Below are 13,227 nucleotides of genomic sequence, written 5' to 3' on the forward strand. Positions count from 1 at the left end.
TCAGTGTTGGCCGTGGCTGCCAGGCTTCCTGACCACGACCTCCTGGGATTGCGCTTTGCCCGCTGGGCGCATCGCGCCCTTGCCGGCATCGTGGCTGCGGGTTGCGGCCGCCACCGGTCCGGTCCATTCATAGGCTTGGGTGTTTTTTGGCTGTTTGTACCATCCCGGATCGCGATAGTCGCCTGGTTTCTGGTCGCGACGGACCTTGAGGACGGAGAACATGCCCCCCATTTCAACCGCACCATAAGGGCCTTGGCCGGTCATCATCGGCAGCGTGTTGTCGGGGATGGGCATTTCCATCTCGCCCATGTCGGCCATCCCGCGTTCCCCCATCACCATGTAGTCGGGTATCAAGTCCGTGATCTGCTTGACGACGCCTCGGTGATCAACGCCAATCATGGTCGGCACGTCGTGCCCCATGGCGTTCATCGTGTGATGACTTTTGTGGCAATGGAAAGCCCAGTCGCCTTCTTCGTCAGCGAGAAAATCAAGCTGCCGCATCTGGCCGACCGCCACGTCGGTGGTCACCTCGGGCCAACGCGAGCCGATTGGCGTCGGACCGCCATCGGTGCCACTGACGACAAATTCGTGTCCGTGCAGGTGCATGGGATGATTGGTCATGGTCAGATTGCCGATCCGGATGCGGACCTTGTCTCCCTTGCGGACGTTGAGCGAGTCGATCCCGGGGAATGACCTGCTATTCCAGGTCCAGAGGTTGAAATCGAGCATCGTGTTGACCTTGGGCGTGTAGCTGCCGGGGTCGATATCGTAGGCATTCAACAGGAAGCAGAAGTCGCGGTCGACAGTTTCGATAAGCGGGTGGCGCTCTTTCGGGTGGGTCACCCAGAATCCCATCATGCCCATCGCCATCTGCGTCATCTCGTCAGCGTGCGGGTGATACATGAAAGTGCCGGGGCGACGCGCGACGAACTCGTAGACGAAGGTCTTGCCGACCGGAATCTGCTTTTGGTTGAGACCGCCCACGCCATCCATGCCGCTGGGCAAGCGCTGGCCGTGCCAGTGAATGGTTGTGTGCTCCGGCAGCCGGTTGGTCACAAAGATACGTACCCGGTCGCCCTCGACCACCTCGATGGTCGGGCCGGGGCTTTGTCCGTTGTAACCCCACAGGTGAGCCTTCATGCCGGGAGCGATTTCGCGGACAACCGGTTCTGCAACCAAATGAAACTCCTTGACGCCGTTGTTCATGCGCCAAGGCAGAGTCCAGCCGTTAAGGGTGACGACCGGATTGTAGGGACGTCCGTTGGGCGGAGTCAGTGGAGATGCCGTGTCCGGGTTGTCCATGGACACCAGTTCGGGCAACGCGGCAAGCGCGACGGAACTGACAGAGGCAGCCGCCACGGCACCGCCAGCCATGCCAAGGTTTTTGAAAAAATCGCGACGTGTGGTCATGATGGATGTCCCCTTAATGGTCGGCGCGGCCGGTGGCCGCAATGGTGGCTCGGGCCGAAGCATTCAAAGACGGCTTGCCGATCATCGCCATTTCCAAATCACCGCGAGCGATCCAGAAATCGCGCAAGGTTTCGATATAGCTGTTGACGCTACCGATCTGCGTCCGGGCATCAGCGAGCAAGTCGAAAACGCCAATCAGCATGCCGTTGTAGCGGAGCATGTTCTCGTCCGAAATCCGCTTGTTGAGGGGGACCACCTCGTCACGGTAATGGCGGGCAATGTCGTAATTGGTTCGGTAGGCGTGATAGGCCTCACGAACCTCCGAGCGGGCATTGATTGCCGATTCGCCGGCACGCTCCACCGCCTGCATGTAAATCGATTCAGCCTTGGCCACCTTGGAACCACCCCAATCGAAAATCGGCAATTCGAAGCTGATTTCGTAGCCTTTCTTGTAGCCGCTGTCGCGTGCGCCTTCGAGCACCCGGGCCGGGCCGACTTCGAGAACGTTGATGAAACGGGTCGCCTTGGACAGGCCAAGATTCTTCGCCAGCGCCTCGGTTTCGAGGCGGATTGCCTGCAGATCGAGGCGTTGGTCGAGCGCCGCCTGCTCGACACCCGGCAACTCGTCGACCGTCTTGGGCAAATCGGGGAGTCGTTCGGGCAAGCGAATGGCATTGCGATCAGGCAGGCCCAGCACGCGAGCAAGGCGTTCGCGTGCCGCGATTGCCGACTGCTCCGATCTGGCCAGGTTCAAAGCCGCATCGGCATAGAACGCTTGCTCGCGAGTCTGGCGCAGTTTGCTGAAATTGCCCACCAACGCCATGCGCCGGGCCAGTTCGGCACCTGCCTCGGCGGCCTGCCTGACTTTACGCAGGTAACGCACGGACTCCTCGGCAGCCAGCGCCGTGTAATAAGCTTGGCGGGCCTCAGCGGCCAGGCGGGCCACATCGATCACCGCCAGTTGCTGCGCCTGGGCGAATTTGCGTTTCTCCACCTCGACCGCCAGCGGCATGGTGATCAGGGCGAAGATGTTGAAGGTCAGCGCCTGTTCAATCTTGTATTCACGGATGCCGTTCTCAGGTTTGCTGGCACGCAACATCGAGAAATGAGGATTGGGCAAGCGTCCCGCCTGTACCAGTTCGGCCTCGCCGATCCCCAGGTCGAAAAACGCCGCCTGCAAGCCGCGATTGTTGTAGAGCGCAAGCTGAATCGCGTCATCCGCCGTTAGCGGATTGGCGAGCAGTTCGCCGACCCGGGCCTGCAGTGTCGAGCGCTCCGCATCGCTGCGCGCCCATTGGACGTCCTTGTCCAGACGCTCGCGGGTCGTTTGCTCGACACGGCCGAATCCGCCATCGTCCGAAAACGTGGCACAACCGGCCAAACCGAGAATTCCGACGGTGGCGACAAGCAGTTTTCCGCGACGCATCGGCAACAAAGAGAGAGCGGACGTCATGGCTTATCTCCGGTCGCCTGTGGGGTGCGTTCAGCAGGGTTTCCGTGCTCATGGGCTGGCTCTCCAGCCGCTTGGCCGGTTTCAAGATGCCCGATGTGTCCGCGCAGGCGACCCATCTCGCCATTGACCTGACGCCAGTCATGCAGCGTCTCATCCTGGAACGGTTTGTAATCCGCGAAAGCCGATTGGTAGGATGTTTCGGGTATCGGTTCCTTGGGCGGATGGGAATCGGCCCAGGCGGGTGTCGCGGCGAGCGCGACCGTTAACGCCATGATTTTCATGATGCCTCCATTGGGAATATGCGGAGTCTTTTGCCCCGATGATCGACATCATGCTTTCGCCAAACCAACATCTTGCTGACTTGCGGATTACATTTTCGTAATCTAGGCAATTGGCCTTTAAAAGCGACGGAAAATGCGCCATCAATAGCCAATGGTTGGCGGAGAGAGCGATGAAAATTCTTGTAGTGGAAGACGAAACCAAAACCGGCACCTACCTCAAGCAGGGCTTGGTCGAGGCAGGCTTCGTCGTGGATTTGGCCGTCAACGGCCTCGACGGACTGCATCTGGCGCTGACCGATGCCTATGATCTGGCGATCCTCGACGTCATGCTCCCGGGTATCGACGGCTGGCAGGTGCTGCAAGGCATTCGCCGGGCCGGCAAGGAAATGCCCGTGCTGTTTCTGACAGCACGCGACCAGGTCGAGGATCGGGTCAAGGGACTGGAGTTGGGCGCCGACGACTACCTGGTGAAGCCCTTTGCCTTCTCCGAACTGTTGGCTCGTGTCAGAACCCTGTTGCGGCGGGGCGGAAAAGCCAAGGAATCCGAGTTTCTGCGCGCCGCAGACCTCGAACTCGACCTGCTACGGCGCCGGGTCAATCGCGCCGGCAAACGCATCGATCTGACTGCCAAGGAGTTCGCGCTGCTTGAACTGCTGTTACGCCGCCAGGGCGAAGTGCTGCCTCGGTCGCTGATTGCCTCCCAGGTTTGGGACATGAATTTCGACAGCGACACGAACGTCATCGAGGTCGCCATCAAACGCCTTCGGGTCAAGATTGATGAGGGGTACGAACCCAAATTGATTCGTACCGTGCGCGGCATGGGCTATGTTTTGGAGATTACCGATTGACCCCGATCCGCGGCCCATCACTGACACTCCGGCTGACCCTGCTGTTCGCGTTGGCCTCGGCCTTTGTGCTGTTCCTGCTCGGCCTGCTTATCGGCAATGCGGTTGAGCGCCACTTTGAAGAGCAGGATTTGGATGTGCTGACCGGCAAAATGCAGTTGGCAAGGCATATCCTGGAACGAAAACCAGATAGTCAGCCGAAAGAGACACTGACCCAGCAACTGGACGATGCGCTGACGGGGCATCACGGGCTGATCGTTGCCGTCTATGACCAGAATGGCGAAACGCTGTATGCCAACGAAGCGATGGTGTTTCCGCAGGATCTACTAAGCATTGGCGCGACACCAAGGCGCGAGCAACCCGTCAAATGGAACAGTAACGACGGCCAGCCATGGCGGGGAATTTCCTCGATGATCAAAGGCACCGATGGTGGCGGTAGTTACACCGTGGCAATTGCTACCGAAATCACCCATCACGAGCACTTCATGACTTCCTTCCGGCAGACCTTGTGGGGGTTCATGAGCTTGGCAACCCTGGCGATGGGATTGCTCGGCTGGTTTGTCGTCCGGCGCGGCCTGTTGCCTTTACTGGCCATTAAGCGGCAGGCGGCTGAGATCACCGCCAATCGCCTGCATACCCGCTTGCCGGTCGAAGCCATCCCCCGCGAATTGGCGGATCTGGCTGACACACTGAATGGCATGCTTTCGCGCTTGGAAGAATCCTTTCAGCGCCTGTCGGATTTTTCATCGGACTTGGCCCATGAGTTGCGAACGCCGGTCAGCAATCTGTTGACCCAGACCCAGGTCACGCTCTCGAAAGCACGCTCTGCAGAGGACTACCGGGACATCCTGGCATCGAACGCGGAAGAATTCGAACGCTTATCGCGAACCATTTCCGACATGCTTTTCCTGGCCAAGGCCGACAACAACCAGATCATCCCCAATCGAGAGGCGATAGACCTTGCCGAGGAAATTGGCGATTTGCTCGAGTATTACGATGTGCTTGCCGAAGAGAAATCGATTGACTTGTCATTCTCTGGCGCCGGCCAAATCCTCGGAGACCGATTGATGTTGCGCCGAGCGATAAGCAATCTGCTGTCCAATGCGTTGAGGCACACGCCAAACGATGGAGTGGTTACAGTGCAAATCGAGGAGCGTGATGACGGATTGACACATATTGCCGTCGAAAACACAGGGAACGAGATTCCTGCGGAGCATTTGCCCCGCCTGTTCGATCGTTTTTATCGGGTTGACAGTTCCCGACTGCGGACAACCGAAAATTCGGGACTTGGGTTAGCTATCACCCAATCAATTGTGATTGCACATGGCGGGAAAGTACGTGTCCAATCGACCGCTGAAAAAACGCGCTTTACGCTATCCCTGCCCAGTTCTCACCGGTAATTGTTTCCCATTCAAAAATGCTTGATCTCAGGATGGCCTGATCAACATCGGCCTTATTGACCAATAATTATATTTCGCCATAAAATTCGCCAAAACAAACTGCACTCTTTAAAAGGCTATTTTGTGGAAAAAAAAAGAATTTCAGGCGAGATAGAAAACATAGAGGATGATTTCGCCAATTTAGCTCGACTCGCTGCTTCAGAGGCACATGAAGATACACGCCTGCTGCTAGCGCGCCTCGTACGCAAGTATCGTCAGCAGCGCCCCGAACTGGCAGCACGTCTTGATCAATCTCTGAAAGCATCCCAGACCCGATCAGCAGGTAATTCAATCCTGCGTCGAGGCACACCAGTGGTTGAAGCTGGCGAAGTGGCATTACCAGTTGATGGCGACTCCCGCCTAGCACTGATTCGCGTCTTCGATGATCGAGTCGGGTTGGCTCCGCCGATTCTTCCCGGCGGCGTTCATGACGCCATCGGCGCCATCATTCGCGAACGCCAGGAACGCGAACGGCTGGCTGCTCGCGGTATCAGCCCGACCCGTTCAGCCATTTTGGTTGGGCCACCCGGGGTCGGCAAAACACTCTCGGCCCGCTGGATCGCCAGCGCCTTGGGCAAGCCCCTATGGGTGCTTGACCTGACGGCGGTCATGAGCAGCCTGCTTGGCAAGACTGGCAACAATCTGCGTGCCGCCCTGGACCATGCCAAGAAGCACGCCGCCGTCCTGCTGCTTGATGAGATCGACGCCATTGCCAAACGGCGAAGCGATGAATCCGATATCGGCGAACTGAAGCGCCTGGTCACCGTCATGCTGCAGGAAGTCGACCAGTGGCCGGACAGCGGATTACTGCTGGCTGCCACCAATCATCCGGAACTGGTCGATCCTGCGCTGTGGCGACGTTTTGATATGGTTCTCAAGTTCGACGCACCGGATGCCTCGGCGATTGCGGTTGCCATCCAGCGATTCCTTGGCGACGACCTGAAACTGTTTGAGTCCTGGATCGATGTGCTAGCCGCCGGCCTACAGGGGCAGTCGCTGTCGGATGTCGAACGCAGCATCAACGCCTTGCGTCGTGGCCATGTCTTGCAGACAGCACCGTTAGAACAACTAATCGGCTCGGCACTGGGCCAGCGTCAGGAAGCCTTGAGCAAGGCAGAACGCCTCAATCTCGCAATCGAACTGGCCAAGGCGGGCCAGCATACGCACATGCAGATCAGTCAAATGACGGGGGTCGCTCGCGACACCATTCGCAAACACGCGGGACCATCACCCCGCAAAGGTAGGGGGCTCAAATAAGTGACTACGCGATACCTGATCGGCCGTGCCGAATTGCTGACCTATCCCATCGAAGCACCCAAGAAGAAGGTTGGCGACAAGGCTCACCCCTATACGCTCGGCGAGGCCAAGCGCATCATCGTGCCAGAGATCGAGTTAGCTAATAGCGTTTTCAAAGAATTACCAGCGAAGGCCTGTGCCGATGATTTAGCGGTGGCCCGTCTGATATTGCACCCGGCCTACCTGGCCAAGTCATTTTTCCCGAAGCTGCTGCTCGATCAGGTCGGCCTCGCCTCGGTCGGGTCGCGGACCCGCCGTATCCAGCCGCGCCGCCAAACTCAGAAGAAGGCGCCGCCGGAAGCAGAAACCACGGAACTTTTCGTGGCTGGCACGCGGGCGGCACTGGGAAGCTTCTCAGCTTTCGCCCGAAACCTGAACGAACAGATGCCAGTCGCCGAGCAGTTTGCACGCATAGAGACCTTTGCCGCCATGACCCCATCTGATCGTCTGCATCTTGAGGGGGCTAATATTGGTCACGTTTTCGAGGTCGGCCTGCATTTCCCCCCCGAGGGCGACGCCTCGGATGTTCGCGCCATGTTCGCTGACTACGCTAAGGATTGCGGCTTCAGGGTCAATGGCGAATTCGAATTTGAAGCGGGCCGCCTGCTCTTCGTTGCGGTCGAGGGGGATGCCGCCGGCCTGGAAAAACTGGCCCAGTTCACCCTGACCCGTGTCGTCCGGCCGATGCCGCACTTGCGGGCGGCACGTCCGGTCACCCGCAGCATGCCGCTGGCGGTGTCATTCTCGTTGCCAAGCGGCGAGCCACTTTCTCGCGAACCCAAGGTCGCTGTCTTGGATGGCGGCCTACCGGCGGAGCACATCCTCGATGGCTATGTCCGCCGCTATTTCCTGGCCGACGAGGAGGCAAGCGACGTACCCGACTTCACCGAGCATGGACTCGGCGTTACCTCGGCTTTGCTGTTTGGGCCAATTGAGCCGGAAGCAGCGGCAGAACGCCCCTACGCGCCGGTTGACCATCATCGCGTGCTGGATGCCAAGATCGATGGGGAAGATCCCTACGAGTTGTATCGCACGCTCGGCCACGTCGAAACCGTACTGCTCTCCCGTCAATACCAGTTCATCAACCTCAGCCTGGGTCCGGACCTGCCGGTCGAGGACCAGGATGTTCACGCCTGGACGGCGGTGATCGACAGCATTTTGAGCGATGGTGAAACCCTGATGACCGTCGCAGTCGGTAACAACGGTGAGCGCGATGCAGCACTTGGCCTTAATCGTATCCAGGTGCCTTCTGATAGCGTGAATGCTTTGTCCGTGGGCGCTGCCGACCGAAGCGGCGCGGATTGGAAACGCGCCGCTTACAGCGCGACCGGTCCCGGTCGTAGCCCGGGAAGACGGAAACCCGATGTGGTGGCGTTTGGCGGAGCGCCCAAGGAGTATTTTCACGTAGCAGCCTCTGGCAGCCGACCGAACCTGGCCGCCACGCTGGGAACCAGCTTCGCGGCACCGCTCGCGCTGCGCTCGGCAGTTGGTATCCGGGCCATTCTGGGCGATCCTGTACATCCGTTGACCATCAAGACGCTGTTGGTCCATGGCTGCGAAAGCAATGAAGAGCACGATGTTCATCATGTCGGCTGGGGACGTGTCCCATCGGATATCAACCGCCTGATCACCTGCGGCGACGGAGAGGCTCGAATCATCTATCAGGGTGAGCTACGCCCTGGAAAATTCCTGCGCGCACCGATTCCTTTGCCTGCTTTTCAGCTAGAGGGGAAGGTGCGTTTACGGGCAACTTTCTGTTATGCCAGCCCGGTCGACCCTCAGGATGCCGGCGCCTACACGAAAGCCGGCCTCGGCATTACCTTCCGACCCAACAGCAGCAAGCGCAAGGCTGGCGCCACCAATGCGTCGTCGGTCAGTTTTTTCCCATCGGCCGACTTTCGGACCGAGGCCGAACTGCGGGCCGATCTGGGCAAGTGGGAAACGGTGCTGCACGCTGAGCACAGTTACTACGGTAGCAGCCTGCTTGAACCCGTGTTCGACGTGCATTACAACGCTCGCGAGGCTGGGGGCCAAGCTTCGTCAGGGGCACCTGCCATCCGCTACGCCTTGGTGGTTACCGTACACGCCCCGAAGCATGCGCAGTTACATCAGGACATACTCAAGGCCCACGCCGTGCTCCAAGCGCTGGAACCGCAAGTCTCGCTGCCGCTGCGCACACGAACCTGAATCCAGCTAGAAATGCGATGAGCCAGGTCGATCTCTATCTTGATGCCGCTGAACGGGCCAACACCCGACGCAGCTATGCGTCAGCCATCCAGCACTTCGAGATCGAGTGGGGAGGCTTGTTGCCGGCAACCATCGATTCGATTTCCCGCTACCTGGCTGCGTACGCCGAATCCTTGTCGCTGAACACCCTCAAGCACCGCCTCGCCGCGCTGTCGCGCTGGCACCAGGATCATGGTTTTCCGGACCCCACGAAAGCCCCGAAGATACGGCAATTGTTGAAAGGTATCCGGACCCTACATCCGGCCCAGGAAAAGCGGGCCAAGCCGCTGGAGTTGGAAATCCTGTGCGGTGTTGCCGACTGGCTGACATCGGCCACGGCCGCAGCGGTTAGCCGGGGGGATTCGGCCAGCGCCCTGCGACATACCCGTGATCGAGCCCTGGTTCTCCTCGGTTTCTGGCGCGGGTTCCGTTCCGACGAACTGGCTAACCTACGCATCGAATTCATCGAGATCAAGCCCGGCGAGGGGCTGACCTGTTTCTTGCCCCGCAGCAAGGGGGATCGCAACCTGGAAGGCCGAAGCTACGCCTGCCCGGCGCTGTCCCGGCTGTGCCCGGTCGAGGCAGTCGAAGACTGGTTGACCTTGTCCAAACTGAAGGCGGGACCGCTATTCCGCAAGATTGACCGTTGGGGGCATCTGTCCGAGGCCGAACTGACCCCGAGCAGCATCATTCCCATGCTACGAAAGTTGCTGAGCCAGGCCGGCGTAGCTGATGCAGAAGCCTTCAGCAGTCACTCACTGCGCCGTGGGTTCGCCCAGTGGGCGGGCATGAGCGGCTGGGATCTCCGGGAGTTGATGAATTACGTGGGCTGGCGTGACGTGAAGACTGCTATGCGCTATCTGGATGGGGTCAGCATCGATCAGAAGGCGCGTTTCGAGCAGGGCCTGAATCGGATGTTGCCGGAAACGGCACTAGCCTCGACACCGCAACTACCCAGCCTGCCTGAGGTCGCCCATACAACGATCGAGGTTTCCATCGACCTATCTGCCTTCAACGGTGGTCGGCGCGGTGTCGCCAACGCCTTGCGGGATATGGCAAGTACCTGCCTTGCCCGATTTCAGGCCCAACCGCTGGATGAGGATGGCCGTCGATACCGGATTTCCGTTCCAACACCTTCAAGCAATATCCTGGACGACCATCTCTATGCACTGCTCGACGAACTCCATCGTATTGCCGATGCCCGTGAGTGCTTCCTGGAGGCGATCTGCCGTGACCCGGCCACCGGTAGGCATTGGGATTGATCTCGCATGACCCAGCTTCACGAGACCGCGTATCCCCGCCTGAAAGCGGACCCATCGGCACAGGATCTCGACGAGATTTATACCCTGACGCCCGAGGAAATCGCGTTCATCGACAAGACCGTAAAGCGTCCCATTGCTCGCTCGGCTGCATTCATCTACCTGAAGCTATTTCAGCGCCTTGGGTACTTCGTCCACATCAGGGATGTCCCGTCGGTGATTCGCCAACACATTGTGGCCCAAACGGGGTATCGGCCACCGAGGGCCGATGAACTTCGGCAGTTCGACCGAACGACGACGCGCACCACATTGATTGCTGCGTTGCGACGCTACCTAAATGTTCGGCCGTTGGACAATCAGGGGCGTGCCTGGTTGCGGCATGTTGCAGAAACCGCCGCAGATAGCCGGCATGTGGTGGCCGACATCATCAATGTGATGCTTGAAGAACTGGTACATCATCGCTATGAGTTGCCCGGTTTCTCCACGCTCGATCGGTTGGGCATCCAGGCCCGGGAAAAGGTCCACGATGTCCATTTTGCGAGCATCGCCGACCAACTTGATGCCAAGGTGAAAGCCTTGATCGACAACCTGTTCAAGATCAAGTCGGGCGAGACCAGCAGCACTTGGAACCTGCTCAAGCGCGAACCAAAAAAGCCAACCAACAAGGAAACCCGCTCCTATCTCCAGCATATCCGCAGGCTCCAGTTGCTGGTCGACCAACTACCCATCCCCGACATTCCCGTTCCGAAACTCAAGCAGTACCGCTATATCGCCCGTTCGTTGGATGCGGCGGAAATGGCGGAACTGAAGCCCCAGAAGCGCTATGCGCTGGCGGTCATTTACATCCGCTCGCAATTTGCCCAGACGCTCGACGATGCGGCCGATCTGTTTGTCCGCATGCTCCAGAACCTCGACAATCAGGCGCGCAACAAGTTGGGCGAATACCAACAGGAACACCTGCAACGAACCGATCGTCTGATCAGCCAGTTAAAAGAGATGTTGCTGGCCTATCGAATTGACGGCTCGGATCATCAACGGGTGGAGGCCATCGGCGGCAGCCTAATTGCTGATGTCGATGACCTTGTGGCCATCTGCGATGAGCACATGGCCTACGCCGGACGTAATCATCTGCCGTTCCTAATCCAGCCCTACAAGATGGTTCGAGCTCAGTTGCTGAACTGTATCGAAATCGTCAATCCGCAGAGTACCAGTGAAGACGATACCCTGATCCGGATGATGAAAGCGTTGCAGGCGCTGCGTGGCACCCGGCATGAGGTCGTGCCGCTGTCATTGGTTGGGTTGAATGCCGAGGAGGATTTTCAGTGGCTCTCCACGGCCTGGCGAAAACTGGTCATTTCCGAACGCGCCGACGGCCAGGTCGTTGCCATCAACCGCCGTTACTTCGAACTGGCGGTCCTGTATGCGATCCGCGATGAACTGAAATCGGGAGATCTGTTTATCCAGTACGGAGAACGTTACGACGACTACCGAGAGCAACTGGTTGACGACGACACCCTGAGTCGCGAACTGGCGCAGTATGGCGAGGTCACCGGTGTCGAAACGGATTCTAGGGCCTTTACCGAGTCCTTGAAGGCCGCATTGCTGGAGACGGCTGAGACGGTCGATGCCGAATTTCCTGAAAATGCCTATGCCGAAATCGTCGATGACAGGCTGATCCTGAAGAAACCGCCAGCCAGCGAACCGCTGCCCGGCATCAGGGCGATCGACCAGCTGATCACCGAGCACATGGAGAATATCAGTATCGTCGACGTACTGATCGACACTGAGCGCTGGCTGCAATTGCACAAGTTGTTTAGGCCGTTGATGGGAACCGAAAGCCGAATCGAGGAATTGCGGCCACGAGTGATCAGCACCTTGTTCTGTTATGGTTGTAACCTCGGGCCGACCCAGACGGCGCGCTCAATTCGGGGCATGAGCCGCAAGCAAATCGCCTGGCTCAACATCAAGTACGTGACAGAAGAGGTGCTGGAAAAAGCCATCGTCAAGGTCATCAATGCCTACAACAAGTTCGAATTGCCTGGCTACTGGGGATCGGGCAAGCATGCCTCGGCCGACGGCACAAAATGGAACCTCTACGAGCAGAACCTGATTTCCGAACATCATATCCGCTACGGCGGCTATGGCGGTATCGGCTACTACCATGTCTCCGACAAATTCATCGCGCTGTTCAGCCACTTCATTTCCTGCGGCACCTACGAGGGCACCCACATCCTCGACGGGTTGATGACCAATACATCGGATATCCGGCCGGACACCATCCATGGTGACACCCAAGCTCAGAGCTACACGGTGTTTGCGCTTTCCCACCTCTTGGGCATCAAACTGATGCCGCGCATCCGTGGCATCAAGGATCTCGTGTTCCATCGGCCCGACAGCAACAAGAAATTTACCCATATTGATCGGCTTTTCAGCGACGACATCAACTGGCAGATGATCGAGACTCATTTGCCAGACATGCTGCGCGTGGCGGTATCCATCAAGCTCGGGAAAATTTCTGCCTCGGCCATCCTGCGTCGCTTGGGGACTTACAGTCGAAAGAACAAGCTGTATTTCGCCTTCAAGGAACTCGGCAAAGTAATCCGAACCATGTTCTTGCTGAAATACGTTGGCGACGTCGAACTTCGCCGGCTCATCCACGCGGAAACCAATAAGTCAGAGCAATTCAATGGTTTCGAGAAAAAGCTGTTCTTCGGCGGAGAGGGGGTGATTGCCGAAAACTTGCGCCATGAACAGCGCAAAATTATCAAATACAACCATCTTGTTGCCAACCTGGTGATCTTGCACAACGTGGTGGGAATGAGCCGGGTGCTGAAGCAACTCCAGGCCGACGGGGCTGTGATCAACCAGGAAGTCTTGGCTGGACTAGCACCATACCGGCTGGAGCATATCAATCGTTTCGGCGATTACGTGCTGGATTTCCGACGCAAGATCGAGACATTGGATGAGGGATTCCGAATTTTGGAGGCCGAATCAACAAGTCAAGATCAATGACTATTG

General features: G+C 58.2%; 9 protein-coding genes. 6 read left to right on the top strand and 3 right to left on the bottom strand.

What is annotated here, in order from left to right:
- Genes KI612_RS09855 through KI612_RS09865 form a run of 3 tightly spaced genes read right to left on the bottom strand, consistent with a single transcriptional unit; the run spans position 1 to position 3,144 of the window.
- A complete protein-coding gene (locus tag KI612_RS09855; RefSeq protein ID WP_014237672.1) occupies positions 1–1,410 on the bottom strand; it encodes a multicopper oxidase family protein in 1,410 nt (469 codons plus the stop codon).
- 13 nt (positions 1,411–1,423) lie between these two features.
- Positions 1,424–2,863 (bottom strand): TolC family protein, encoded by a 1,440-nt coding sequence (locus KI612_RS09860; RefSeq protein WP_226444032.1) that lies wholly within the window; start codon positions 2,861–2,863, stop codon positions 1,424–1,426.
- The gene (locus KI612_RS09865; RefSeq protein ID WP_153150882.1) at positions 2,860–3,144 is read right to left on the bottom strand and encodes a hypothetical protein; all 285 of its coding nucleotides are present in this window, start codon (positions 3,142–3,144) and stop codon (positions 2,860–2,862) included. The genes KI612_RS09860 and KI612_RS09865 overlap by 4 nt, the downstream gene beginning before the upstream one ends.
- Positions 3,145–3,314: 170 nt before the next feature.
- Here KI612_RS09865 and KI612_RS09870 point away from each other — a divergent pair, with 170 nt between their 5' ends.
- The 6 genes from KI612_RS09870 (at position 3,315) to KI612_RS09895 (ending at position 13,221) form a co-directional block, all read left to right on the top strand.
- Positions 3,315–3,992 carry a heavy metal response regulator transcription factor gene (locus KI612_RS09870; RefSeq protein ID WP_226444034.1) on the top strand — a complete coding sequence of 226 codons (678 nt, stop codon included), beginning with the start codon at positions 3,315–3,317 and terminating at the stop codon, positions 3,990–3,992.
- Positions 3,989–5,389, top strand: a complete 1,401-nt coding sequence (locus tag KI612_RS09875; protein WP_226444036.1) for a heavy metal sensor histidine kinase — start codon at positions 3,989–3,991, stop codon at positions 5,387–5,389. Before KI612_RS09870 ends, KI612_RS09875 begins: the two co-directional genes overlap by 4 nt.
- Positions 5,390–5,512: 123 nt before the next feature.
- Positions 5,513–6,685 (top strand): AAA family ATPase, encoded by a 1,173-nt coding sequence (locus KI612_RS09880; protein ID WP_226444038.1) that lies wholly within the window; start codon positions 5,513–5,515, stop codon positions 6,683–6,685.
- Positions 6,686–8,911 (top strand): S8 family peptidase, encoded by a 2,226-nt coding sequence (locus tag KI612_RS09885; protein WP_226444040.1) that lies wholly within the window; start codon positions 6,686–6,688, stop codon positions 8,909–8,911. It begins immediately after the preceding gene.
- Positions 8,912–8,928: 17 nt separating this feature from the next.
- Positions 8,929–10,212, top strand: coding sequence for a site-specific integrase (locus KI612_RS09890; protein ID WP_226444042.1), 1,284 nt, complete (start codon positions 8,929–8,931; stop codon positions 10,210–10,212).
- 6 nt (positions 10,213–10,218) lie between these two features.
- Entirely contained in the window at positions 10,219–13,221 is a 3,003-nt protein-coding gene (locus tag KI612_RS09895) for a Tn3 family transposase (protein ID WP_226444044.1), read from the top strand.
- Positions 13,222–13,227: the final 6 nt, after the last annotated feature.

Origin of the sequence: Quatrionicoccus australiensis (assembly GCF_020510525.1) — a bacterium.
In the GTDB taxonomy this organism is placed as follows: Bacteria; Pseudomonadota; Gammaproteobacteria; order Burkholderiales; family Rhodocyclaceae; genus Azonexus; species Azonexus australiensis_B.

What these genes read in the sequence shown, in the direction of transcription:
- KI612_RS09855 (WP_014237672.1), bottom strand. Translation starts at nt 1,410, where the DNA reads ATGACCACACGTCGCGATTTTTTCAAAAACCTTGGCATGGCTGGCGGT.
- KI612_RS09860 (WP_226444032.1), bottom strand. Translation starts at nt 2,863, where the DNA reads ATGACGTCCGCTCTCTCTTTGTTGCCGATGCGTCGCGGAAAACTGCTT.
- KI612_RS09865 (WP_153150882.1), bottom strand. Translation starts at nt 3,144, where the DNA reads ATGAAAATCATGGCGTTAACGGTCGCGCTCGCCGCGACACCCGCCTGG.
- KI612_RS09870 (WP_226444034.1), top strand. Translation starts at nt 3,315, where the DNA reads ATGAAAATTCTTGTAGTGGAAGACGAAACCAAAACCGGCACCTACCTC.
- KI612_RS09890 (WP_226444042.1), top strand. Translation starts at nt 8,929, where the DNA reads ATGAGCCAGGTCGATCTCTATCTTGATGCCGCTGAACGGGCCAACACC.
- KI612_RS09895 (WP_226444044.1), top strand. Translation starts at nt 10,219, where the DNA reads ATGACCCAGCTTCACGAGACCGCGTATCCCCGCCTGAAAGCGGACCCA.